The organism is Roseibium sp. MMSF_3544, from assembly GCF_030732845.1.
Taxonomy (GTDB): Bacteria; Pseudomonadota; Alphaproteobacteria; order Rhizobiales; family Stappiaceae; genus Roseibium.
Genome location: NZ_JASHKA010000010.1, coordinates 165847 through 189182 on the forward strand (window position 1 = coordinate 165847; position 23336 = coordinate 189182).

Here is a 23336-nt window from a genome sequence, read left to right on the forward strand (position 1 = left end):
AAGAATTCAGAATTTTATCCTAAAAAGTTTGTAATGAAGACAAAAGATTTGCGAAATCAGCCGGATATGGGCTTTCAAAGCGCAAAGTTTTGCCATTCGCCGGATGTTCGAACGCGAGCAGGCCGGCATGAAGAGCCTGCCGTTCGAAGCCCGCGACAGCTGATTTGAGCGGCTCTTCCAGGCGATTGATTTTCGTCTTGAATCCGGATCCATAGTCGTCATCACCGATCAGGGGATGCCCGATATGGGCCATGTGAACGCGGATCTGATGGGTGCGCCCTGTTTCAAGGCGGCACTCCATCAAGGAAGCGAGGGCGGGCTCGTCTTGAGCACCGAACCGCTCGCGCACCTGCCAGTGGGTCACCGCGTGACGTCCGCTGGTCTTAACAACGGTCATTTTCTGCCGGTTCGTTTGCGAGCGGGCAAGATTGGCGTCGATCGATCCCTTCAGTCCGGAGGGTGCTCCCCAAACCAGGGCGGAATAAGCGCGTTCGAGCGGACCGGTGCGGCCGTGATCGGCAAATTGCGCTGCCAGGCCCTGATGCGCCTGATCGGTCTTTGCCACCACAAGCAGACCAGACGTGTCCTTGTCGATGCGATGAACGATACCGGGGCGCCGGATGCCGCCTATCCCTGAGAGACTGTCCCCGCAGTGATGAATGAGCGCATTGACCAGTGTGCCCGTCCAGTTTCCCGCTCCCGGGTGCACCACAAGCCCGGCAGGTTTGTCGATGACGATCAGATGCTCGTCCTCATAAACGACGCTTATTGGTATCGCTTCACCCTTCGGTTCCGGGTCCTCCGGCTGGGGGAGGGTGAGGGTAAGCATATTGCCTTCATTGACCCGGAATTTCGGTTCCACTATTTTCGCGCCGCCGACGGTGACGTCTCCGGACTTGATTAGGGACTGGATCCTATTGCGGCTGAGCGTTTCCAAATGCGCTGCCAAAACCGCATCGAGCCGTTTCCCGGCATCGGCTGCATCAACTGTTAATCGGAAATCCGGATCGAGATCGGCCGGATCTTCATGGGAATTGTCTGTCATGTCACAACCTGATTTTCGGGAAGAAGACCAGAAGGAGCCGCCGCTCGATCCGGCTGCCGAACGCATCCAGGCGCGGTTGAAGCGTCTTTTGTTCGGTTCGTCCCTGATCATGTTTGCCGGTTTGTTCGCTGTCTTTGCAGCAATTCTCTACAAGATCAACTCCGATGATACTGAAATGTCCGGCGCGGACTTCGCCTCGAGTGTCGTGGTCGGACCGGAGGCCGACATCCTTCAGGCGACAGTCTCCGACGGCGTGCTCTTCGTGCTTGTCCGGGAGGGTAGCAAGACTGCACTGCTGCGTTTCGATCCGGCGTCGGGAAGACAGATCGGTCGAACGGATTTTGTGGCTCGATAAGGCAAGGCCGTGGGAAATTGCTGATGTTTTTTCTGACCGTCAGACAGCAACTGTGGTTATGAGCGTGCGGGCGACGAAAAAATGAAAAAAGGGGTTGCGTCTTTATCGATGCAGCCTTATACGCACGATCCTCGGCTTGAGCGAAAGCGTTTCAAGCATTGCGCGCCCATCGTCTAGCGGTCTAGGACGCCGCCCTTTCACGGCGGAAACACGGGTTCGAGTCCCGTTGGGCGTGCCACTTTTCTTCGAGCTGAAATCCAGATCGAATATTTTTTTCTCCAGCCCTGAGAATGCTGAATTCAGGCGCGCTCGGCTTCCGGCTGAACGCCGGTCTCGATGAGGTTCACCTCGGCTTCTGCAGCGATTTTGGCGAAGTTCGGATCTGAACAGTGATCGGTGACAAAGGTTGTCACTTGCGACAGATGCCCGACCCGAACCGGCGCGGTGCGTTCGAATTTCGTGCTGTCGGCCGCCAGAATAACGTGGCGGGCGTTGTCCATGATCGTCTTGGTGACCTTGACTTCGCGGTAGTCGTAATCGAGCAGAGATCCGTCCGGATCGACAGCAGACGCACCGATAACGGCGAAGTCGACCTTGAACTGCTTCATGAAGTCGACGGCCGCTTCACCGACAATACCGCCATCGGAATGGCGCAGCACGCCACCTGCGATCACCACTTCAATCTGGGAATAACCACGCATCAGGCTCGCGACATTGATGTTGTTGGTAATGACCATCAGGCCTCGATGCTGCAGCAGAGCCTGGGCAACAGCTTCCGTTGTCGTCCCGATATTGATGAATATCGACGCGTTATCCGGAATGAGTGCGGCAACGCTTTCTCCGATATCAGCCTTTTCCTTGCTGGATATGATCCGGCGGGCCTCATAGCCGACGTTTTCGATGCCCGAAGACAAAAGCGCGCCGCCATGTGTCCTGGCGAGCAACCGGCGCTCGCATAGCTCGTTCAGGTCCTTGCGAATGGTTTGCGGACTGACATCGAAGCGCCTAGCGAGATCGTCGACATTGACACGTCCCATCTGGCGCGCGAGTTCCAAAATGGCATTATGGCGTTCGATCAGCATTTAATGAGGGCTCTTGAGGTGTCGATACATACACCTAAAAGACAGCTCCGACCCCGTAAGATCAAGCTACATCTTTCTTTTTCTGTTTGCTGGTTTTTGCGTCAGCCTTTGCCGCGGGCTCGGCCGAGGTCTCGGGATTTGCAGGTTCGCCGTTAGCGGCTGCAGTGTTGTTTTCTTCCCGGTCTTTCTTGCGGTTGGAGGCGACGATCCTGCTGACCAGCGCTTCGGCTGCCGAAGCGATTTCGGAGGATTTCGCGGATGCAGCTTCGTCAGCGGCGGAATTGGATTTGGATTTGGACGCTTTGACTTTGACCAAAGGAGGTTTCTTGAGCGGTGCTGGAGCGACAACAACACGCTGCGCGCGCTTCTTGCGGTTCGAGCCGGTCTCAGGCGGCAGTTCAATTGCCTCCCCTGCAGTGTCGTCTTTCACTGCTGCGGCAGGACTTTCAGCGTTGGCGAGCTTGCTGGCAAGTGCCCGGAACTCTTCACGCAACTGGACAAGAGCAGGGGTTCCGGCCAGATCGTCGCGAAGCTTTTCAAGCTGGCCGGTCTGACGTTTCAGAACCTGCTCCTTTTTCTTCAGTTGGGACCGCTGCTCGGCATTTTCCTTGGTCAGGGAGTCCAGCTTTTCGGCCATGTCGGCTTCACGATCCGAATCGCTTGCGTCAGCTGAATCCAGCATCATCGAAAGACGGGTGACCTCGGCTTGCGCAGCGACATACCTTGCTTCCGTGTCCACCAACTGGGCTTCGAGGTCCGCGAGCTGCGTTTTCGGGTCACTCTCGGGATCTTCATCGATCTCGCTGGCAATGGCAGGATCATATTTGGCCAGCTTGCTTTTCAACGTTGCGACCTCGGCTTCCAGGCCGGTGATCGTTGCCAGGGCCATCGTGTCGGCAGCCGGCATCCAGTCGCTGTCTGCGCCGGATTTCTTTTCGCTTTCGCTGGCGTCTTTTGTCGCTTCGTCAGCGCTGACTTCCAACTTGCCGCCAACTGGCTCTTTCCAGCTTTCGGCAAGGGCCTTTTCGGATTCGGCAAGTTTGTGCTTGAGCGTTTTGACTTCAGCGGTCAGCAGGTCGATGGCCTTCTGGTCTCCCTGCAAAGCGCCGATCTGCGATTCGAAATCGGCTATCCTGGCAAGGTGAGACCGTCGCACGTCATCGATTTCCGTCCGCAACCTTGATGCTTCAAGATGATGTTTGGCAGCTTTAGCCCTTTCGCCATCGAGTTGGCGTTCCACGCGCCGCAGTTCAATGGCGTGGCGGGCTCGTGCCTGGTCCTGAGCGGCCCGGACCTCTGCATAGCTTGACGGATTAACGGCGCGAAGCGCTTCTTCTGTGAGGCGCGCGGCACGGCGATAGAAGGCAGGCAGGATTGCAAGACCGATCAGACCGGCCGTACAAAATCCCAATGCCATATACATTGCCGCTTCAATCACACCAGGCTCCTGCTCGCATTCCCAAGCCCATCTAAAATCATTATCGGCTTCATCAATGGGTCCGTACCCCAGGGTATGGTCCCACTAATGAAGTCAATTTGGTTTGGATCGTTTTGACCAACTGCGAGGAGCGAAAGTGCAGGAAATGTGGTACATTTTCAAGCCTTTCGCGACACAGCAGATGGCCAAAACGGCCAAATCCGAAGGACGGCAAAATGGCTTTATCTCGCAGCGTCATCGTGCTTGACCGGGCACAAAGCCCGTTCTGCACACGCTTCCTCGTGAGGTTTTGCCATTTCTGCCGCCAAATCGGCTTCATTAATGCGTCCATACCCTAGACGACAGCAGCACTGCCGCCAAGTGTGCATGATACTGCAGGCTTACGGGACGTCATGCAATCGGCAGTGCCAAGGTCAATGCGTCAGAAGGGGTTCCAGGTCGGTTTCGACGTGACCTTGAGATATCCCATGTTCAAGCCGAGCCGGGCACCGACACCCGCCTTGACCGGGACAAGAACGATTTCGTTCTTGAGCAGAACCGTCATTCCTGCGCCGCCGACGAGATAGGCCGAACCGTTCACGCCCGCAAAACGGTCATAGATCGAATTCACATTCGGCAGCCCATAGACAAGCATCATGACCCTGGCGCCATCAGCACCGAAATCCCATCCGACCGAAGGCCCCTGCCAGAAGATCTTGTGAGTGCCGGCATTGCGGGTGTAGAGGTGGCCTTCACCGTAGCGCGCGCCTGCCACGAATGCTCCCGAGCCTTCTTCTCCCAGAATATACCCGTTGGGTTCGCCATATCTGGAAAAGGCCCGTTCGATGACCGAAGCCAGTCCGCCGGACACTGCGCCGAAAAATTCGTGTCCGGTCTTGAGGATTTCATCCTCGTCAAAGGTCTGATTGTTCGGAATCGGTTCCGCACCGGACGATTGAGCGAATGAGACGGTCGGGTTGGCAATCAAACACAAGCACAGGAACGCGGCTGCAATCAGGGGCGCCACTCGCCAGGAAATTTGTGCCATTGAATATAGACTCCTCGTAATCTGATGGATGCGGCGCATTGTTTTCCGATCCCCCAGATCGCAATGCTAAACTCCAGCAGAATCATGCTGATTCGCACAAGCTTCTGCACTTACATAAGCCGAATCAATGAAAAGCTGGCCTGAAAAAAAGACGTGGATGTGTCTTTGCCTTGCCTTAAGCGCCGTTCTGGCTGTTTTTGCGGGTTCCAGTGTCGCGCGTCCCCAACTTTTCGTCCCCGATCCGATAACGGGCTACGCGATCGGCGGGCACGACCCGGTGTCCTTTTTTGTGGACGGCCAGCCGCGCAAGGGTGACCGGCGCCACGAACTTTATTGGGGCGGTGCCGAGTGGATCTTCGTCAACGAGGGCAATCTTGCTGCTTTTGAAAGAAACCCCGAAACCTACGCGCCGCTCTTTGCCGGCTGCGGCGGGTACGCCCTTTCGGAAGGGTTTGCGACTGCAGGCAGTCCCTTCATCTATGCCCTTGTTGAGGGAAAGCTGGTTTTTTTCCATTCGGTCGTCAATCGTTTCCTGTTCATCGTCAACGGAGCGGAACTTTTGAAAGAAGCAGAAGCAAACGCCGGTAAAGTCGGCTGTGTTCCCGAACGGTAGTGCGGGAGCGCAAAAAAGAGCCAAATCGGTCTGAGGTGATATCAGAAACCGGCCTTTTCCGCCCAAACGTTCCAAATCCGCAACTTTCATCTGGATGACCGGAATTGCTGCCGGACGCTGCCTTGGCAGCGGCTTTGAGGATGTGTAACGCTTGCGCAAACCCACGCGAATCAGAATTTCGCTTAGACCCTGTAGAAGAGCCCTAAATCGTCATGTCTGCACTTCAAGAGCTTTCCTCTCTGGACCTAGCCGCTTTGGTCGCCAGCCGTGTCTGTCACGACATCATCAGTCCGGTCGGCGCAATCACAAACGGTCTTGAAGTCCTCGACGAGGAAGGATCGGAGGACATGCGCGAGTTTGCGATGGACCTCATTCGTAAAAGTGCCCGGCAGGCTTCGGCAAAACTCCAGTTTGCACGATTGGCATTCGGGGCAGCTGGATCTGCGGGTGCGGAAATCGACCTTGGCGATGCGCAGGTTGTTGCCACAGGGTTTATGGAAAACGAAAAATCCGATCTAGTTTGGCAAGTGTCCCGGCACCTGATGCCGAAGAACTACGTCAAGCTTCTCCTTAACCTTATACTTATTGCCAACCAGTGTGTTCCGCGCGGAGGCGAAATTAAAGTTGAAATGGAAGGCGACCCGCAATCTCCGTCCTTTGTGCTGACGGCGAGCGGACTCAACCCCCGTATCCCCTTGGGAATGAAAGAAACTCTGGGTGGAGAAGAGCCTGAACGGGTGGATGCGCACTCGGTTCAGCCAATTTACACGTTGCTGCTCGCCCGAGAATCCGAAATGGTATTAACGATAGATAAACAAGAAGAATTGGTAAAAATAACGGCCCTTCCAAAGATCTAAATAGAGCTACAAAAGTCTCCGCTGGTTTCAGCGTATCTTAACTCTTTGAGGTCAACCTGCTCACATGGACTTTTCGGTCCAGACATCCGTTTCCGGATGCGGAACCAGTAACAAGTCGGGTGAGAGCAGGCCATGGACGACCTCCTCAGGGAATTCATTACCGAGACGAACGAGAGTCTCGATGTTGTTGACGTTGAGCTCGTAAAGTTCGAGCAGGAACCGAACAACGCAACCATTCTTGATAACATTTTCCGTCTCGTGCACACGATTAAGGGCACTTGCGGATTTTTGGGCCTGCCCCGGCTTGAAGGTATTGCTCATGCGGCGGAAACGCTCATGGGCAAGTTTCGTGATGGCGCGCCCGTCACGCAGGAAGCGGTTTCGCTTATCCTGATCTCTATCGATCAGATCAAGGACATCCTCCAGGAACTCGAGGCTGCGGAAGGTGAAGAACCTCAAGGTGACGACAGCGAGCTGATCGGCAAGCTGGAGGACATGTCGGCCAAGGCAGACGTGGCCATGGCTGGCGGCGGTGAAGCCGAAGCAGAGGTGGTCGACGAGACACCTGCTGCGGAAGAGGCTGAAGAGGTATCGGAAGAAGAAAATCCTGAGCAGACACTTGAGCGACCGCTGCGTCCCGGCGAGGTCTCTCTTGATGAACTGGAGAGGGCTTTCCAGGAGACCGAGATCGAGGTCGAAATCGCCGAAGTGGCACCGATTGAAGCCGAAGACATGGCTGATGAGATCGATGAGCCCGCACCGGCGCCGGTTGCCGCAAAGGTTGAAGCCAAGCCCGAGCCCAGCAAGGCGGTTGCCGCCAAGAAGGCCGGTGGTGACGGCGGTGAGAAGAAAGCTGCCGGTGGCGGTGTCTCAAACCAGAGCATTCGTGTTGCCGTCGATACGCTTGAGCACCTGATGACCATGGTGTCCGAGCTGGTGCTGACCCGCAACCAGCTGCTTGAAATCGTACGCCGGCACGAAGACAGTGAATTCAAGGTGCCGTTGCAGCGCCTTTCAAACGTGACTGCGGAGCTGCAGGAAGGGGTCATGGCGACCCGCATGCAGCCGATCGGCAATGCCTGGCAGAAACTGCCGCGCATCGTGCGCGATCTGAGCCAGGAACTGGCGAAACCGATCGAACTGGAAATGATCGGTGCCGATACAGAACTGGACCGTCAGGTTCTTGAGATGATCAAGGATCCGCTGACACATATGGTCCGCAATTCGGCCGACCATGGTCTGGAGCGCCCCGAGGAGCGCCGCGCCGCCGGCAAGCCGGAAAAGGGTATCATCACTCTTGCCGCTTATCATGAGGGCGGTCACATCATCATCGAGGTCCGTGACGACGGTAAGGGCATCGATGTCGAGAAGGTGAAAGCGAAAGTTCTGGAGCGTGGCCTGGCCACGGAAGCCGAATTCGAAAAGATGACGGATTCCCAGATCCACAAGTTCATCTTCCATGCAGGCTTTTCCACCGCCGCCGAAGTCACCAGCGTTTCCGGACGCGGTGTCGGCATGGATGTGGTGCGCAACAACATCGAACTGATTGGCGGCACCGTCGACCTGCGCTCTGCGACCGGCAAGGGTTCCAGCTTCATCATCAAGATCCCGCTGACGCTCGCGATCGTGTCAACGCTGATTGTTGAGGCCAGCGGTGATCGGTTTGCAATCCCGCAGCTTTCTGTCGTGGAGCTTGTCCGGGTCCAGACAAATTCCGAGCATCGTATCGAACGGATCAAGGACACGCCGGTCCTGCGCTTGCGCAACAAGCTTCTGCCGCTTGTCCACCTGTCCCAGCTTCTGGGAATTTATGAAGGCGAGGACGCCGACCAGGCGATTGATGCCGACAACGGTTTCATTGTCGTCATGCAGGTCGGCAGCCAGACATTCGGTGTTGTGGTCGACGGTGTCTTCCATACCGAGGAAATCGTGGTCAAGCCGATGTCGACCATGCTTCGAGCACTCGACATGTTCTCCGGCAACACCATCCTGGGCGACGGCTCGGTGATCATGATCATCGACCCGAACGGCATCGCCGGTGCAATGGCAAGCCATGCTTCGAGCGCGGTCGCCGAATCGCAGGAAGACGAACAGGAAGACCTGCAGCGCAAGGCCATGTCCGGCCAGAACGCAATTTCGCTGCTGCTGTTCCGTGCCGGCGCGCCGGAGCCAAAGGCGGTCCCGCTGTCGCTGGTCACCCGCCTGGAGGAATTCGAGGTCTCCAAGATCGAACGGTCCAACGGTCGGGACCTGGTGCAGTACCGGGGCTCGCTCATGCCGCTGGTCTATGTCAACGAAGGCGACTGCCACAAGACGGAAGGCACCCAGCCGATGCTGGTCTTCTCCGACTCCGGCCGCTCCATGGGCCTGGTCGTCGACGAGATCGTCGACATTGTCGAGGACCGCATGAACATCGAGGTCGGCTCTGAACGTCCGGGCGTGCTCGGGTCCGCCGTTGTCAAGGAACGCGCAACCGAAATCATCGACCTCGGCTATTATCTGCCGCAAGCGTTTGAAGACTGGTTCATGCGCAAGGAGATGGACATTGAAGCGCTGACGAAGAAGGTGCTCTTCGTCGACGACAGTTCCTTCTTCCGCAACATGCTGACACCGGTGCTGAAGGCCGCAGGCTATGACGTGACAACCTGCACCGGCCCGCAGCAGGCATTCGATCTCCTGGAAAACGGTGACAAGTTCCACGCGATTGTCAGCGATATCGAGATGCCGGAGATCAACGGGTTCGAGTTCTGCGAATCCCTGCGCCGCGATCCGCGCTTCCGCAACATCCCGATCCTCGCGCTGTCCTCGATGGTGACGCCGGCATCGATCGAGCGTGGCCGCCAGGCCGGGTTCGACGATTATGTCGCCAAGTTCGACCGGCCCGGGTTGATTGCTGCCCTGAAAGATGTCTTCTCCAATGAACTGGGAGCTGCCGCATGAGTGTCCTGGAAAACAAAGTCAACGGGGACGCTGGTGCTGCCAGCGATACGATCCAGTATGTGACGGTGGTCATCGGTGGCCAGCTCTTCGGCCTTCCGATCTCGCAGGTCCATGACGTATTCGTCCCCGAGAGTGTCACACGGGTGCCGATGTCAGCTCCGGAAGTGCAGGGTGTCTTGAACCTGCGCGGCCGTATCGTCACGGCGATCAACATGCGCCGGCGCCTGCATCTTCCGCCGCTGGAAGACGAGCAGATGATGGCGGTCGGGATTGAGTACAAGCAGGAAAGCTACGGTCTCGTCATCGACACTGTTGGCGAAGTCCTGACTCTTCCGGCAGCGTCCGCGGAGCCGAACCCGTCGAACCTCGACCGCCGCTGGGCGGAGATTTCCGGTGGTGTGCACCGCCTGGACGGACAGTTGATGGTCATTCTGGATGTCGATCGTCTTCTCGGCGCATTGTTTACCGAGCCGATGGCAGCAGCGTAACGGCCTGACGGCCAATGAGTGGAGTAACAGGTGATGAAACAGTGCCTTGTAGTTGATGACTCAAGCGTCATCCGTAAGGTCGCCCGCAGGATCCTCGAAGACATGGACTTCGAAATCACCGAAGCGGAGGACGGTCAGCAGGCGCTTGACGAGTGCAGGAAAACCATGCCGGACGCAATCCTCCTGGATTGGAACATGCCGGTAATGGACGGTCTTGAGTTTCTGACCAGCCTCAGAGCTGAAGAGGGCGGAGAAAATCCGATCGTTGTTTTCTGCACGACGGAAAACGACGTCGCCCATATCGCACGGGCGATCCGCGCTGGTGCAAATGAGTACATCATGAAACCGTTCGACCGGGAAATTGTCGAAGCCAAGTTTCAGGAAGTCGGTCTTATTTAGTTTCGAGTTGGGCAGTCTTAATGGCTTTTGCGCAAAGAAGCGTTCCTGCGGGCGCTAATCCGGGCAGCGACCCGATCAAAGTTATGGTCGTTGACGATGCCGTGGTCATCCGCGGCCTGCTGACCCGTTGGCTTGGGGAAGACAAGTCTCTCAAGGTTGTCAGTTCTCAACGCAACGGCAAACTCGCCGTTGACGATATAGAAAAAAGCAATCCCGACGTCGTCGTTCTCGATATCGAGATGCCTGAAATGGATGGCATGACGGCGCTGCCGCTGATGCTGGCGAAGAAGCGCGATCTTGTGGTCATCATGGCCTCGACGCTGACGCGCCGGAACGCCGAAATTAGCCTGAAGGCACTTTCGCTCGGCGCAGCCGACTACGTGCCCAAACCGGAGTCAAATTCCGAGGTCACGACGTCCATCGACTTCCGGCGGGAGCTTATTGAAAAGGTCAAGGCGCTCGGTGCTCGCGCGGTTCGCATGCGTGGTCCGGCCAGGACAATGCGCGCCGAAACGCGTGCCGGACAGACGGCGCAGCCTGTCAGGCCCGTGTCGGCAAGACCAGCGACCGATACGCGCGCAAGTTTCCGGGGAGCCGCAAAACCGGCACCGGCTGCAGCGGGGTCCAAGTTCCAGACACGTCCTTATTCGTCTGCCCGGCCGCGCATTCTGGCGATTGGTTCGTCGACCGGCGGACCCCAGGCCCTGCAGGACGTGATGAAGGAAGTCGGCACCGCGATGAACGACATTCCGGTCGTCATTACCCAGCATATGCCGCCGACATTCACCTCGATCCTGGCTGAGCATATGGGCAAGGCGGCGCTGCGTCCGGCCAAAGAGGGCGAGGACGGCGAAATCCTTAAGGCCGGCAACATCTACGTTGCGCCAGGTGGCAAGCATATGGTCCTTGAGAAGGACGCCGGCGCGGTCCGTATCCGTCTGGACGACGGGCCGCCGGTCAATTTCTGCAAGCCTGCGGTCGACCCTCTGTTTGACAGCGTCGCTAAGGCCTACGGATCGGCAAGCCTTGCCGTCATCCTGACCGGAATGGGCCATGACGGCGCAGACGGGGTCAAGACCATCGCCGCCGGTGGCGGCAGCGTTATCACGCAGGACGAGGCAACCAGCGTCGTCTGGGGCATGCCGGGTGCAGCTGCACAAACAGGCATGTGCTGCGAGATCCTGCCGCTGAACCAGATCGGGCCTAAGATTTCACGCGTTTTGAAGGGGAATACACGATGACTCCCAGCGAGTTCGAATTCCTCAAGAATTTTCTCAAGACCCGCTCCGGCCTGGTCCTTTCCAACGACAAGCAGTATCTCGTTGAGAGCCGTTTGCTGCCGATCGCCAGGAGCTCGAAACTTGAGACCTTGAGTGCTGTGATCCAGCAGCTCCAGCGCGGCACGAACCGCGCCCTGGAGACAGATGTCATTGAAGCCATGACGACGAACGAGTCGTTCTTCTTCCGCGACAAGACACCTTTCGAGCATTTCAAGGATACGATGCTGCCCTCCTTGATGGAGGCACGCGCCACGCGCCGGCAGCTCAAGATCTGGTGCGCAGCAGCTTCCACCGGTCAGGAGCCTTATTCGCTCGGGATCTGCCTGAAGGAATATGCGGCCAAAATGGCGGGCTGGCGCACGCGCATTCTTGGTACCGACCTGTCCCAGGAAGTGCTTGAGAAGGCGAAAACCGGGCTTTACAGCCAGTTTGAGGTGCAACGCGGCCTGCCGATCCAGATGCTCCTCAAATATTTCGAGCAAAAAGGCGACATGTGGCAGATCAACCCTGATATGCGGGCAATGATCGAATGGAAGAAACTGAACCTGCTCGAGAGTTTCACGCATCTCGGCGAATTCGATATTGTTTTCTGCCGGAACGTGCTGATTTATTTCGATCAGACGACGAAATCCGAGATTCTCGGACGCCTCGCCAAAACGCTTCCTGACGACGGCTACCTGGTTCTTGGCGCGGCCGAGACCGTGGTCGGACTGACGGACGCATTCAAACCGGTTGCCGGGAAACGCGGTCTTTTCCAGAAGAAGCAAGCGGTTCAGGCGGCGCCCGGAACCGTGTCCGGGCCGAGGCTTGCCGTTGGCGGCGGTGTTGGATTTCGCCGCTGATCCGAACCGGACAATCAGCTGGTAAACACAAATGGGCGGTCAATTGACCGCCCTTTTTGCGTCCGCTTCAAGCTTCCCGAAGCGTGCCTGGACCGGCGCGGTATATTTGCGGCTGACAGGGACCTTCGACCCATCCCTGACGACAATCCATAGACGGCCGCCATCGCGTGCGAGGTTTTCAACCGCGGCGAAGGCTATCCAGTGGCTTCTGTGAACCTGCATTCCAACGGTGTCCGGCAGTTCGGCAACAACATCGTTGAACCGGTAGAGAATCATGCGGTTTTCCTGATCGGTGACCAGACGGACATAGTGTTCCTGGGCTTCGACCCTCAGCAGTATGCCTTTCAACGGCTGGTCCAAATGCCGGAGGTAGCCTGCACCGGCGGACTGTGCTTTCTCGGCTTCTGGCTCCATCGCGCCGTTTTCGTCTGAGGTTTCCTCCGGGTCCTGCGCCGCGTCGGAAAGTGAGCCCGCGGTCGCGCCGGTGTTTGCAAGCGCTTGAAAGAGCTTGGGAGCCGTCAACAATAGGCACAGCGCAAGGTGATTGTCCGACAGGTAGACAATCTCCCGGAAAAAGGAACCAATCCGGCTGTCTGTAGAGCTCTGTGCGACAGCGGCTCCAGCTTGTGCGTTGTCAAATGACACGGATCCGTCAAGTTCCGGTAATCCCAAGATCAGGTCCATTGCGGTTATCGACAAGGCAAAGGGCACAAGACTGACAATCGCCGCCAGGGCGGCTGTTGTGAGAACATGTGGCTTCAAGCCAGGCAGGCGTCCGATCAGTTCGGCAAACGCCACAAAGAGGCCAGCCTCTATCAGGACACGGACAGTCCAGTAACCGTAAAGGCCTGCAAGCGACCAGTGATCGGGCCGCTGGGTCTGCGTTGATGCAAGCAGCAGCGCGGCGGCCAGTGCAAGAAACGAAATCTGTGCGGCGTAGGTCCGGATCATCACGAAAGTTCAAACTTCAGTCAGCGCGAGTATGACGAATCTGCCCCGCCATTCAAGAAGCATGAATTGCACGCAGTCTATCCCATTGAAATATAGACAATAGTTTTGTCGACAACGGCAATCCGAGAATTGGCGAAAAAGATCCCATCTGAAGAAGCTGTGTCTTTTCTTTCCAAAGCTTTGCGCCACTTTACGCGGTGAGACGAGCGGGACGTTGCCCTGTGGTTGTGTCCTCCGATATTTGCGCGGGCTCGTTGGAAACGGTCCATTGGACGCTGCTGGAGACTGAATATGACCATAAAAGTGGAACTGACACGCCGGGCCGCACTCATGGGTGCGGGCGGAGCCATTGCAGGGGCGAGCCTTGCCTCATCAAATGTTGCCTTTGCAGCTGCAGAAAAACAGGGACCGATGACCGCACCGATCGCCCGATACGCCGTTGGCGATTTCGAAGTCACCACATTGCTTGACGGTGCAGTGACTGTTGGTGAGCCCCAGAAAACCTTCGGCATGAATGTCGAGCCGGATGCGTTCGTGGCTCATTCCGATGACAATTTCATTCCGTCCGACACCTTCAAGGCGTATTTCACGCCGACCGTGGTGAATACAGGCAGCGAGCTGATCCTGTTCGACACCGGTGTCGGTGAGGGTGGCCGTCCGGCACGCGGCAACATGCGCGCGGCCCTGGAAAGCGCCGGCTATACGCCCGAGCAGGTCGATGTTGTTGTCATCACGCACATGCATCCCGATCACATTGGTGGCCTTATGGAAGGTGGGGCACCTGCTTTTGCAAATGCGCGCTACGTGACCGCGCAGAAGGAATATGACTTCTGGGCTGCCATGGATCCGGAAGCCAATGGTGTCACCAAGCTGATGACGAAAAACGTCAAGCCGCTTGCAGAAAAGATGACGTTCCTGGGCGGTGGCGGATCGGTCACCTCCGGCGTAACGGCGGTCGACGCGCATGGCCACACGCCGGGTCACACGGTCTACATGCTGGAGAGCGGTGGACAACAGCTGTTGCTGGCGGCAGACACGGCCAACCACTATGTCTGGTCGCTTGCACGCCCCGAATGGGAAGTCCGCTTTGATATGGACAAGGAAGCGGCAGCGGCGACCCGCCGGAGCGTCCTTGACATGCTGGCCACCGACAAGATCCCGTTTGTCGGCTACCACATGCCGTTCCCGGCTGTTGGATATGTTGCCGTGGATGGCTCAGGTTACCGGTATGTACCGGCGTCCTACCAGATGCATCTATAAGAAAAACCAGTGCACGTGGGGAGAAGAAAGGCCGGCATTGCCGGCCTTTCGCATGTCGCGAGCTTGGTTTTGCGGTTTGGAAAACCGCTGATAAGCCGCGATGCTGTGTTGCCTGACTTCGCGGAGCTTCTGAAGCCTTGCTGACATTGCACAGGGAGAGGTGTCATGATCAGGTTGTTCAGGCACTTCAGATGACAGGAGCGTGCGATGAAAAACCTTTTGGGAATCGGCGGTGTGTTTTTCCGCGCAAAGGATCCTGAAGCCCTTGCGCTTTGGTACGAGACACATCTTGGCATCAACCAGGCTCCAAAGGACATGCAGTCGCCCCCCTGGATTTCCGAGCGGGGTGTGACCGTGTTCGCTCCCTTTTCCGAGGACACGGACTATTTCCCGAAAGACCGGCAATTCATGCTGAATTTTCGGGTCCTGGACCTGGACGCTCTTTTGACAGAGCTTCGAGGGCAGGGCATTGCGGTTTCCCATGAAGAAAAAATGGACGGCATCGGGCGTTTTGCCAGGGTCCACGATCCGGAAGGAAACCCGATTGAATTGTGGGAGCCGCAAGGCAACTAGGGTCGCGTTGACCTCAGAGATATCCAACCTCTGCTTGATTGCGAAAGGCAGAAAAACAAAAAGCCCCGGGTGACCCGGGGCTTTTTTAATCCTTGAAGTGGCCGCCCGTCAGGCAGCAGCTTCGACATCCGGTTCGCGCAGAACGTAGCCACGGCCCCAGACAGTTTCGATGTAGTTCTTTCCGGACGTTGCCGATGCAAGCTTCTTGCGCAGCTTACAGATGAACACGTCGATGATTTTCAGTTCCGGCTCATCCATTCCGCCATACAGATGATTGAGGAACATTTCCTTGGTGAGCGTGGTGCCCTTGCGCAGCGAGAGCAGCTCCAGCATCTGGTATTCCTTGCCGGTCAGGTGAACACGCTGGCCGCCGACTTCGACGGTCTTGGTGTCCAGATTGACCTTCAGGTCGCCGGTCACGATCACTGACTGGGCATGGCCCTTGGAACGGCGGACGATCGCATGAATGCGTGCGACCAATTCGTCCTTGTGGAACGGCTTGGTCATATAATCGTCGGCGCCAAAGCCGAGCCCGCGAACCTTGTCTTCGATACCCGCGTTGCCGGACAGGATCAAAATCGGTGTTTTGACCTTGGAAACGCGAAGTGTGCGGAGAACCTCATACCCGGACATGTCCGGCAGGTTCAAATCCAACATGATAATGTCGTAGTCGTACAGTTTGCCGAGGTCGATGCCTTCCTCGCCAAGATCTGTCGTGTAGACGTTGAAGTTCTCGGACTTCAGCATCAACTCGATGCTCTGCGCTGTCGCGCTATCATCCTCAATCAACAATACACGCATGCCAATCCCCTTGTTCTGCCTTTCCTGGGCAAGTCGCAACGGCTGTGTCGGCGCCTGCTACGAAGGACTGTGTTAACCCCGACTCAAAGCTATCGATTAATGGTTAACAAAATATGATTCGCAGCGGCAAGCTCCGAAGAAGAGAATCTGTGAACAACGAACAACTTGTTGAATCCCCAGAAAAAACTCAGATTCACAAATCTTAATGTTGAACATTAACAAACGGATCTAAGCGACTCCGTTCAGATTCCTTTCAACAAAGCCGGTTTGACTTCGAAATGACCCTCGCTTGTCAGCCTTCCAAAGGTTAAGATTAACCAGAGTCGTAAACGATCGGTTACCAAATCCGTTAACAACGGAAGGAATTTTCATTGAAGGCGCTTTTCGCCGAGATTGATTCGCTCATGCCGACCGAGATTTACGGGCGGGTTACCGCGGTTCAGGGGCTTCTCGTGGAGATCGCCGGACCGATTCACGAAATGAGTGTCGGTTCACGACTTTTAATCGACAGCGGTGAGGATAACCCGAAAGTTCCGGCTGAAGTTGTCGGTTTCAGAGATGGACATGCGCTTTGCATGCCGTTTTCCGGACTGGAAGGCGTCCGGATGGGGTGCAAGGCCGTCATCAAGTCCCGCGAGAGTGTCGTGCATCCCGGAAACGCCTGGCTCGGCAGGGTGGTCAACGCACTTGGCGAACCGATCGACGGGAAGGGCGAACTTGCAAACGGGGAAGTGCCGCGAAAGCTGCGCAGCGCGCCGCCGCCGGCCTCCGAGAGACAGCGCGTCGGCCCGCCGCTCGATCTCGGCGTAAGAGCGCTCAACACGTTCGTGACCTGTTGCGAAGGCCAGCGCATGGGGATTTTCTCAGGATCGGGCGTTGGCAAATCGGTGCTGATGTCCATGCTCGCGCGCAATACCAAGTGCGATATCGCCGTGATCGGATTGATCGGTGAACGCGGACGTGAAGTGCAGGAATTCATCGAGGATGATCTCGGAGAGGAAGGTCTCGCACGCTCCGTCGTCGTAGTGGCGACTTCGGACGAGAGCGTCCTGATGCGCCGGCAGGCTGCTTATCTGGCGATGACAGCGGCGGAACACTTCCGCGACGAGGGCAAGAATGTCCTGTGCATGATGGATTCCGTAACACGGTTTGCCATGGCACAGCGGGAGATCGGGCTTTCGGTGGGCGAACCGCCGACCTCCAAGGGATATACACCGACGGTGTTCACGGAGCTGCCGCGGCTTCTGGAGCGGGCCGGCCCCGGGAAAACGGGCGCCGGTTCGATTACAGGGCTTTTTACCGTGCTTGTGGAAGGCGACAATCACAATGAACCGGTTGCCGACGCTGTTCGCGGCATCCTGGACGGTCACGTGGTCATGGAACGCGGCATTGCCGAGCGGGGACGGTATCCTGCAATCAATGTCCTGAAATCCGTTTCAAGGACCATGCCGAGATGCGTTCCGGACGAGCACATTCCCGTTTTGCGCAAGGCAAGGCAGTTGCTGTCGACCTATACTGATATGGAGGAGCTCATCCGTCTGGGTGCATATCGAAAAGGCTCCGATCCGACCGTCGATGAGGCAATTCACCGATTTGCGCTGATTGACGACTTCCTGAATCAGGGAAAAGACGAGGCGACGTCACTTTCTGAAGGATATTTGCAGCTTGCCAACCTTTTGGAAATGACTCCGGGGTAGACTGCCCGAGTTAGGGGAGTATTGAGTTATGAAAACCCGCGACAGTTTGATCCGTTTGAAGCGGTTTCAGGTTGATGAAAAACGACGGCAACTTGCTCAGATCGAGAGCATGATTGCCGAGTTCAACCGTATGGCTGACGAACTTGATGACCAGATTCGGTCCGAGCAGGAGCGCGTCGGGATCACGGATGTTACTCATTTTGCATATCCGACTTTTGCGAAGGCCGCTGCGGATCGCCGAGACAATCTGCGCAATTCCGCACATGAGCTGGACGATCAGTTGCAGCGTGCCCAGGATGAACTCAGTGAGGCGATCGAAGAACTGAAGAAGTTCGAACAGCTTGAGGAACGCGACCATCAGCGTGAGCGGACGGCTCAAGAGATTGCCGAACAGGAGCAGCTCGACGAAGTCGCTGCAAGGGCAAGAGCACGCTAGGCGGCGGGCTCTGGGGCTTTTTCTGACAAGACGGAACACTTCAAGGCGAAGTGTTCACCTGGTGCCTGATCGCCATCCCCGGCGATCGGGTTTTGTTGTTTGGGCTGGCTGAAATCCCGGGCGCAGCTTCAATTTGTTGAAAAGCGACCGCCCAATGTGCACTTGTCTGTGAGCTGATTTACGCAAAACCCGGGGAGTAAGCATTGTCGTTGCGATTATTTCTGGCTCTGCTTTTGCCGCTTGCAACCTTTTCCTTTGCGTTGGGGCTGACGCAGCCGCTGATGCGGTTTGAGCGGCTGTATTTCCTTGAGGACCGCCCGAACCTGATTGAAATGATCACGGAGCTCTGGATGCAGGGGGATATTGCCCTTGCGTCGATTGTCGGTCTGTTTTCGGTCGGTTTCCCGGCCGTGAAAATCCTCCTGATCCACATTGCGGCCTTTACCGGTGGCAATTCACGCTCGCTGGCGCTTCTTTCCACCGTCAGCAAGTGGTCGATGCTGGATGTCATGCTGGTGGCACTTGTTTTGTTCGCCGCCAAGACCAGTGGCCTCGCCGCAGCGGCAATCCTGCCAGGCCTTTGGTTCTATGCAGCCGCCACGTTGACGACCGCCGTCGCGGCAAGCCTGTGCGCGCGGACTTCAAACCGGTAGGAAAAATGCTGCGGCTGACTGGTCTTCGCGTGATCAGGACCTGGCGCGGCGCCGGGTCTGAAAATCCTCGCAACGGTGCTGCCTGGCCTTCGAAGATGCGATCTGCTTGACGTAAGCAGATGTCCATTCCGCTCCCTGTGCAGGAGAGATTTTAAGATGTGCGCAACGCGCCTTGGCCAGCAGGGCGAAGGCCGGCACGTTTAATCCCGCCTTGGTCGCGGTTCTGAGGACGACGTCAAGCTTGCCGTTGTATATCGCGTCCCTGAGGGACGATTGCGCGATCCGGCCACGTGCGCTCAGAAGCTCAATCGCGTGGCTGAAGCGCCCGTCCTGCAGCAGCAGGATCATGAGCTCATCAAGCGTGACAGCAGATCGCTCCGCTTCCCGCCAAAGTGTTCCGACATCCTGCGATTCCAGTGCGTTGCTGAAGGTCCTGCGCAGCACTTTCAACCTTGCAATCTGGTCGAGTTGTTCCTGTGACAAGGAACCCTCGATTATGTTTCGCAAGCGTTTCTTGGTCTCGTCGTCAACAAGCGGCAGCAATTCCTGGCACACCGCCGGCGAAAGGTCGGATCTGAGCGCGAGGTCTTCGCGCATCAACTCGTCTTCCGCAGCCAGTTTGACAAGCTTCAGCATGGTATCGCGGGAGAGTTTGATTTCCCTGTTGCCCGCCAGGATGCGCTGAACCGGCCGGTCGCCCTTGTTCACCAACACGTCCGAGACTTCCGTCGGCAGGTTTTTGCGCCGGGCAAGAACCTGCATGTGGGTCTCTCCGACCTGTTCGATCAGATCGAGAAGATCTTCCTGGCTCAACAACGGAGAGTCGGCGAGCACCGGCATCGCGACCCTGACTTCGTCCTTGGCAATCCTCAGAACAAGGTCAGACGGGCTGTGCGAGCACGGCGCAAGCTTTTGTGCCAGCCGAAGACGGTCTTCGGCAGTGCTGTTGCTGTAGAGCTTCAGCATGACTTCGGCGAAGAGGGCCAGCTCTGTGTCCGACCGGTCGTCCAGATCGGCAGCGACAAGCCTACTGACCTCGGCGAACAGTTGCCGTCGGGCCTCGACAGTCTCATCCTGTGCAAGTTTGATGAGCGAGCTTGTCATTTCTCCTCCATACTTGGAAGAATTAGTCAATATTGTTATTTTTACGTTACCGAAAAGTGGAGTTTCAATATAGTGACGTCACGTTAGTTCGTGGAAATTTGAAAAAATCAGTCTAGAGTCGACATTATTTGTCCAAATGAAATAATTCTTGGAACTGGTTTCAGTTTTTCTTTTCGATGTCTGAAAACCGTTGAGCGGCGGATTGAATGGCTTCCCTTTGGGCCGGGTTCTTTCCTATTGTCGATGCAAACGAACGCAACGCGTTCCGTATTTTAGCGAAGCGGGTTTGACATGAAGTTATTGCGCCTGTGCCTTGCAGTCTGTCTGGGGATGCTGCTTTTTTCTGCGGTTCCGGCTGCAGGTCAAAGCGAAACCAAAGCCCCTGAAGAGAGCGCGGATGTAAAGCAGGCGAGCGATGCGCTTATCAAGGTTCTGAACGATCCGGAAAGCCGCAAGCAGCTTATTGAATTGCTGCAGAAAAATGCTGGCGAAGGAGAGGAAACCTCCGAGCAACAGGGTGAAACGACGGGCGAAGAACAACCGGCGGAAGCTTCAGAACCGGCGGCTGGGCAGGGCTTTGTCATCCGCATCGGGGAGTACACGCGTGCCCTGGCTGATGAGCTCGGTGTGGTGCTGGACCGGTCCAGGCATTCCCTGAAAGGACTGCTGCTCGTTTTCCGCGGCGATATTCCCATCAAATGGGACCGTGTCCAGGAAGTCCTGCTGCAAGTCGCAATCGTTTTGGTCTGTGCCTATGCGGCGTTTTGGACGGGGCAGTATATCGCCCGCCGGATCTACCCGAAGATGGCCGTGCGCGCCCGTTATGGCGGCGGGCTTATGCGCGCATTCATCCTTGTGCTGACCACCATCATCGACGGCCTGACGGTCGCGCTTGGGCTCGGGGTTGGCTATTTCGTTGCCCTAACCGGCTATGGCGGACTGGAGACTGGTGTCACGATTCAGGAGAGCCTGGCGCTCAACGCATTCTTCATCACCGGAATGTCGAATGTTGCCCTTCGCTTCGTGTTTGCGCCCCGCAGACCCGAATTGCGCTTGCTGCCCTTTGCTGACGGGGCCTCGGACTACTGGTACTCGCGCTTGCGCATCTACATGTACTGGAACAATTTCGGCGTGTTCCTGGCGGTGCCGGCTGCAAACCTTGCGGTCTCTTTCGTCCTCGGAAATGCCCTCCGGTTCATTATCGTCCTGACGGGCATGTTGTACCTGATGGTGCTGATCGCGAAGAACCGGGTCAACGTTCGAGAGGGGGCCAAGGCCTATGCGGAGACCATGCACAGCATTCTGGCTCAACGCGCGCTCTCCAACCTCGGCAAACTCTGGCACGTTGGCGCCTACGGCTACATCATCGCGGTCTTTCTTGTCTGGGTGACGCGGCCCTTTGATGCGACAACCATCATCCTGCGGGCAACCGGCCTGTCCATCCTCACGATTATGGCCGGCATGCTGCTCTCCCTGATCATGACGCGGGCCATCAAGGGCGGCATCAGGCTACCTGAAGACATTCACCGCAAATTGCCGGCGCTGCAATACCGTCTCAACGCCTTCGTCCCGCGCCTGTTGAAGCTCATCCGCTTTGTCGTGTTTATCGGAACGATCCTGCTGCTGCTGGACATCTGGGGTGTCCTCAGCGTGATTGACTGGCTTTACAGCGAGGCCGGGTTCAGCCTGGTCAGCAGCTATGGTGCCGCCATTGTTGTGCTGCTTGTTGCGTTCACGGTCTGGCTCGCTGTCATGTCCTGGGTCGACCTGCGCCTGCAGTCCAGGGCCGGATACATCGTCAGTGCGCGCGAGCGGACCCTGTTTCAGCTCTTCCGCAACGCCTTCACCGTGGTGATCATCGTCATGGCGGTGTTGCTGGCGCTCTCTGAAATCGGCGTGAACATCGGACCGCTGATCGCCGGTGCCGGTGTCGTGGGTCTGGCGATATCCTTCGGTGCGCAAACGCTTGTGAAGGACATCATCACCGGTGCGTTTATCCAGATTGAAAACGCCATCAACGAAGGGGACGTTGTGACAGTCGCCGGCATCACAGGCACGGTTGAAGGAATTACAATTCGCTCGGTGCGCATGCGCGACCTGGACGGCACGACCCACATCATTCCGTTTTCGTCGGTCGACATGGTGTCGAACTTTATGCGCGGGTTTTCGTATCACGTCGCACTTATCGGGGTCTCCTATGACACGGACATCGCCTATGCCAAGGAAGCGATGGTGGACGCCTTCAAGCGGCTTCAGGAAACCGATTTCAAGTCCAAGATCTTCGGTGATCTGGAAATGCACGGGGTGACGGCCTTCGGCGCGAGCTCGATCGATATTCGCGCGCGCATCAAGACGGCGCCCGGCGACCAGTGGAGCGTGGGGCGCGCCTATAACGAATACATCAAGCAGGTGTTTGATGAGCGGAACATTGAAATTCCGTTCCCGCAGGTCACTTATCACGCGGCGACGCCGCCCTATGCGGCGGATGAAGAGGCACCAAAGCAAGTCGGCAAGAAGAGGGTCAAGGAGAGCGAGCCAACCGATGATGCTCCACCGGCTGACGAGGAACACTGACACAAGCCAGACAAGTTTTCATCAAAGAGAGTCAGCGGCGATTTCAACATTTTTCGGGCAATTCCAACCGGTGGAGCCTGGAAGAATGGCAGAGAGCGGCGGTCCCGACCCGCAAGCTTCAAGAAGCTCCGACAGATTAGCAATCTGCGCCAGCACCTAGCTGGTTCACTCTCTTTGGTGGAGCAGGCTGGAGTCGAACCAGCACAGCATAAGCGTCGAATTTACAGTCCGGTGGGCTCTCCAATGCCCAGCTGCTCCGATTGGCGGAAGACAGAGGTCTTGATCCCCAAACCCCTTTGCAGGGTTCCACACGCTTTCCAAGCGGTGCCGGACACCTGTCCGGTTTGTCTTCCAACTGGAGGAGAGCAGCGGTCCTGACCCGCAGACCCGTCGCCGGGTCCTGTCTGCTTTCAAAACAGCACCGGCACGCCTGTCCGGTTTACTCTCCAGTTTTGGCGGAAGACGGAGGTCTTGATCCCCAAACCCTTGCAGGTTCCATCCGATTTCGAAGCGGCGCCGGGCTCCTGCCCAGTTCATCTTCCCTGTCGATGACCCGGGCAACAAAAAACCCGGTAAGCTTTTCGCTTCCGGGTCGAAAACACTTCGATGTGCCTACGGTTTACCGCACATACAAAAGCCCTCGACCGCGAAGCGCGGACGAATATGAGCTCGATGAACTGTAAACTGCGATAAACATCTTCATTTCCTGATTGAAGGCGCAGCAATTACGCGATCTGGCCGCGCATGTCAATTCGCAAACTGCAAGTTCAGGTTGTTGCGCTCTTCTGTGCACCTGGCGCCGAAGAACGAAAATCGATCGAGACCCAGGTGCCGGTTTGAGATTGCCAGAGTGCAACCGTGATTGTGTTTCAGGGTTCGAGCGGGTCTCTTTCAGCTTGTGGCAATCCGATTTGTGCCCGA

21 protein-coding genes and 2 tRNA genes are annotated in these 23336 nt (G+C 56.8%); 15 read left to right on the plus strand and 8 right to left on the minus strand.

The features are described from left to right. Positions 1-19: 19 nt before the first annotated feature. Positions 20-1045: an RluA family pseudouridine synthase gene (locus RBB47_RS16265; RefSeq protein WP_305986902.1), complete on the minus strand. Its 1026-nt coding sequence runs from the start codon at positions 1043-1045 to the stop codon at positions 20-22. Between RBB47_RS16265 and RBB47_RS16270 the strand changes: the two genes are divergently transcribed. Both RBB47_RS16270 and RBB47_RS16275 read left to right on the plus strand, forming a co-directional pair. Beyond that, complete coding sequence (locus RBB47_RS16270; protein WP_305986903.1) at positions 1044-1400, plus strand: hypothetical protein; 357 nt, start codon at positions 1044-1046, stop codon at positions 1398-1400. The two genes, RBB47_RS16265 and RBB47_RS16270, sit on opposite strands and share 2 nt — an antisense overlap. A 162-nt stretch (positions 1401-1562) precedes the next feature. Then, positions 1563-1638: transfer RNA gene (locus RBB47_RS16275), tRNA-Glu, on the plus strand. Positions 1639-1699: 61 nt separating this feature from the next. On the opposite strand, the gene RBB47_RS16280 is transcribed toward RBB47_RS16275, so the two are convergent. From RBB47_RS16280 to RBB47_RS16290, 3 genes are all read right to left on the minus strand, one after another. Then, on the minus strand, positions 1700-2482 hold the full coding sequence (locus RBB47_RS16280) for a DeoR/GlpR family DNA-binding transcription regulator (RefSeq protein ID WP_305986904.1): 783 nt from the start codon (positions 2480-2482) through the stop codon (positions 1700-1702). 61 nt (positions 2483-2543) lie between these two features. Further along, positions 2544-3920 carry a hypothetical protein gene (locus RBB47_RS16285; RefSeq protein WP_305986905.1) on the minus strand — a complete coding sequence of 459 codons (1377 nt, stop codon included), beginning with the start codon at positions 3918-3920 and terminating at the stop codon, positions 2544-2546. Between the two features lie 421 nt (positions 3921-4341). Further along, positions 4342-4947, minus strand: coding sequence for a DUF1134 domain-containing protein (locus RBB47_RS16290; RefSeq protein ID WP_305986906.1), 606 nt, complete (start codon positions 4945-4947; stop codon positions 4342-4344). Positions 4948-5104: 157 nt separating this feature from the next. Between RBB47_RS16290 and RBB47_RS16295 the strand changes: the two genes are divergently transcribed. From RBB47_RS16295 to RBB47_RS16325, 7 genes are all read left to right on the plus strand, one after another. Then, the gene (locus RBB47_RS16295; RefSeq protein WP_305986907.1) at positions 5105-5560 is read left to right on the plus strand and encodes a YHS domain-containing (seleno)protein; all 456 of its coding nucleotides are present in this window, start codon (positions 5105-5107) and stop codon (positions 5558-5560) included. Between the two features lie 212 nt (positions 5561-5772). After that, a complete protein-coding gene (chpT, locus tag RBB47_RS16300) occupies positions 5773-6417 on the plus strand; it encodes a histidine phosphotransferase ChpT (RefSeq protein ID WP_305986908.1) in 645 nt (214 codons plus the stop codon). A gap of 132 nt (positions 6418-6549) precedes the next feature. After that, on the plus strand, positions 6550-9357 hold the full coding sequence (locus RBB47_RS16305) for a chemotaxis protein CheW (RefSeq protein WP_305986909.1): 2808 nt from the start codon (positions 6550-6552) through the stop codon (positions 9355-9357). Then, on the plus strand, positions 9354-9845 hold the full coding sequence (locus RBB47_RS16310) for a chemotaxis protein CheW (RefSeq protein ID WP_305986910.1): 492 nt from the start codon (positions 9354-9356) through the stop codon (positions 9843-9845). The genes RBB47_RS16305 and RBB47_RS16310 overlap by 4 nt, the downstream gene beginning before the upstream one ends. 33 nt (positions 9846-9878) lie before the next feature. After that, positions 9879-10244, plus strand: coding sequence for a PleD family two-component system response regulator (locus tag RBB47_RS16315; protein WP_305986911.1), 366 nt, complete (start codon positions 9879-9881; stop codon positions 10242-10244). Between the two features lie 20 nt (positions 10245-10264). Next, positions 10265-11485, plus strand: a complete 1221-nt coding sequence (locus tag RBB47_RS16320; protein ID WP_305986912.1) for a chemotaxis response regulator protein-glutamate methylesterase — start codon at positions 10265-10267, stop codon at positions 11483-11485. Continuing rightward, a complete protein-coding gene (locus RBB47_RS16325) occupies positions 11482-12366 on the plus strand; it encodes a protein-glutamate O-methyltransferase CheR (protein WP_305986913.1) in 885 nt (294 codons plus the stop codon). Before RBB47_RS16320 ends, RBB47_RS16325 begins: the two co-directional genes overlap by 4 nt. Before the next feature lie 39 nt (positions 12367-12405). Here the strand turns inward: RBB47_RS16325 and RBB47_RS16330 are convergent, their stop codons facing one another. After that, positions 12406-13317, minus strand: a complete 912-nt coding sequence (locus tag RBB47_RS16330; protein ID WP_305986914.1) for a LytTR family DNA-binding domain-containing protein — start codon at positions 13315-13317, stop codon at positions 12406-12408. Positions 13318-13608: 291 nt separating this feature from the next. On the opposite strand from RBB47_RS16330, the gene RBB47_RS16335 reads away from it, so the two are divergent. Beyond that, positions 13609-14577, plus strand: a complete 969-nt coding sequence (locus tag RBB47_RS16335) for an MBL fold metallo-hydrolase (RefSeq protein WP_305986915.1) — start codon at positions 13609-13611, stop codon at positions 14575-14577. Between the two features lie 207 nt (positions 14578-14784). Next, on the plus strand, positions 14785-15150 hold the full coding sequence (locus tag RBB47_RS16340) for a VOC family protein (protein ID WP_305986916.1): 366 nt from the start codon (positions 14785-14787) through the stop codon (positions 15148-15150). Between the two features lie 108 nt (positions 15151-15258). Here RBB47_RS16340 and ctrA read toward each other — a convergent pair whose 3' ends face one another. Further along, complete coding sequence (gene ctrA, locus RBB47_RS16345) at positions 15259-15951, minus strand: response regulator transcription factor CtrA (RefSeq protein ID WP_299483262.1); 693 nt, start codon at positions 15949-15951, stop codon at positions 15259-15261. Between the two features lie 371 nt (positions 15952-16322). Between ctrA and fliI the strand changes: the two genes are divergently transcribed. The 3 genes from fliI to RBB47_RS16360 all read left to right on the plus strand — a co-directional run bounded on the left by fliI (position 16323) and on the right by RBB47_RS16360 (position 18737). Next, entirely contained in the window at positions 16323-17648 is a 1326-nt protein-coding gene (gene fliI / locus RBB47_RS16350; RefSeq protein ID WP_305986918.1) for a flagellar protein export ATPase FliI, read from the plus strand. Positions 17649-17676: 28 nt separating this feature from the next. After that, positions 17677-18084 carry a flagellar export protein FliJ gene (gene fliJ, locus RBB47_RS16355; RefSeq protein WP_305986919.1) on the plus strand — a complete coding sequence of 136 codons (408 nt, stop codon included), beginning with the start codon at positions 17677-17679 and terminating at the stop codon, positions 18082-18084. A gap of 203 nt (positions 18085-18287) precedes the next feature. Next, positions 18288-18737 carry a paraquat-inducible protein A gene (locus RBB47_RS16360; protein ID WP_371932799.1) on the plus strand — a complete coding sequence of 150 codons (450 nt, stop codon included), beginning with the start codon at positions 18288-18290 and terminating at the stop codon, positions 18735-18737. Between the two features lie 33 nt (positions 18738-18770). Here RBB47_RS16360 and RBB47_RS16365 read toward each other — a convergent pair whose 3' ends face one another. Then, on the minus strand, positions 18771-19841 hold the full coding sequence (locus tag RBB47_RS16365; RefSeq protein WP_305986920.1) for a DUF2336 domain-containing protein: 1071 nt from the start codon (positions 19839-19841) through the stop codon (positions 18771-18773). A 291-nt stretch (positions 19842-20132) separates the two neighbouring features. Here RBB47_RS16365 and RBB47_RS16370 point away from each other — a divergent pair, with 291 nt between their 5' ends. Then, positions 20133-22415, plus strand: a complete 2283-nt coding sequence (locus RBB47_RS16370) for a mechanosensitive ion channel domain-containing protein (protein WP_305986921.1) — start codon at positions 20133-20135, stop codon at positions 22413-22415. 175 nt (positions 22416-22590) lie between these two features. Here RBB47_RS16370 and RBB47_RS16375 read toward each other — a convergent pair. Beyond that, positions 22591-22673, minus strand: a tRNA-Tyr gene (locus RBB47_RS16375). Positions 22674-23336 lie beyond the last annotated feature (663 nt).

What these genes read in the sequence shown, in the direction of transcription:
- RBB47_RS16270 (WP_305986903.1), top strand. Translation starts at nt 1,044, where the DNA reads ATGTCACAACCTGATTTTCGGGAAGAAGACCAGAAGGAGCCGCCGCTC.
- RBB47_RS16265 (WP_305986902.1), bottom strand. Translation starts at nt 1,045, where the DNA reads ATGACAGACAATTCCCATGAAGATCCGGCCGATCTCGATCCGGATTTC.
- RBB47_RS16280 (WP_305986904.1), bottom strand. Translation starts at nt 2,482, where the DNA reads ATGCTGATCGAACGCCATAATGCCATTTTGGAACTCGCGCGCCAGATG.
- RBB47_RS16290 (WP_305986906.1), bottom strand. Translation starts at nt 4,947, where the DNA reads ATGGCACAAATTTCCTGGCGAGTGGCGCCCCTGATTGCAGCCGCGTTC.
- RBB47_RS16295 (WP_305986907.1), top strand. Translation starts at nt 5,105, where the DNA reads ATGTGTCTTTGCCTTGCCTTAAGCGCCGTTCTGGCTGTTTTTGCGGGT.
- chpT (WP_305986908.1), top strand. Translation starts at nt 5,773, where the DNA reads ATGTCTGCACTTCAAGAGCTTTCCTCTCTGGACCTAGCCGCTTTGGTC.
- RBB47_RS16305 (WP_305986909.1), top strand. Translation starts at nt 6,550, where the DNA reads ATGGACGACCTCCTCAGGGAATTCATTACCGAGACGAACGAGAGTCTC.
- RBB47_RS16310 (WP_305986910.1), top strand. Translation starts at nt 9,354, where the DNA reads ATGAGTGTCCTGGAAAACAAAGTCAACGGGGACGCTGGTGCTGCCAGC.
- RBB47_RS16315 (WP_305986911.1), top strand. Translation starts at nt 9,879, where the DNA reads ATGAAACAGTGCCTTGTAGTTGATGACTCAAGCGTCATCCGTAAGGTC.
- RBB47_RS16320 (WP_305986912.1), top strand. Translation starts at nt 10,265, where the DNA reads ATGGCTTTTGCGCAAAGAAGCGTTCCTGCGGGCGCTAATCCGGGCAGC.
- RBB47_RS16325 (WP_305986913.1), top strand. Translation starts at nt 11,482, where the DNA reads ATGACTCCCAGCGAGTTCGAATTCCTCAAGAATTTTCTCAAGACCCGC.
- RBB47_RS16330 (WP_305986914.1), bottom strand. Translation starts at nt 13,317, where the DNA reads ATGATCCGGACCTACGCCGCACAGATTTCGTTTCTTGCACTGGCCGCC.
- RBB47_RS16335 (WP_305986915.1), top strand. Translation starts at nt 13,609, where the DNA reads ATGACCATAAAAGTGGAACTGACACGCCGGGCCGCACTCATGGGTGCG.
- RBB47_RS16340 (WP_305986916.1), top strand. Translation starts at nt 14,785, where the DNA reads ATGAAAAACCTTTTGGGAATCGGCGGTGTGTTTTTCCGCGCAAAGGAT.
- ctrA (WP_299483262.1), bottom strand. Translation starts at nt 15,951, where the DNA reads ATGCGTGTATTGTTGATTGAGGATGATAGCGCGACAGCGCAGAGCATC.
- fliJ (WP_305986919.1), top strand. Translation starts at nt 17,677, where the DNA reads ATGAAAACCCGCGACAGTTTGATCCGTTTGAAGCGGTTTCAGGTTGAT.
- RBB47_RS16365 (WP_305986920.1), bottom strand. Translation starts at nt 19,841, where the DNA reads ATGACAAGCTCGCTCATCAAACTTGCACAGGATGAGACTGTCGAGGCC.
- RBB47_RS16370 (WP_305986921.1), top strand. Translation starts at nt 20,133, where the DNA reads ATGAAGTTATTGCGCCTGTGCCTTGCAGTCTGTCTGGGGATGCTGCTT.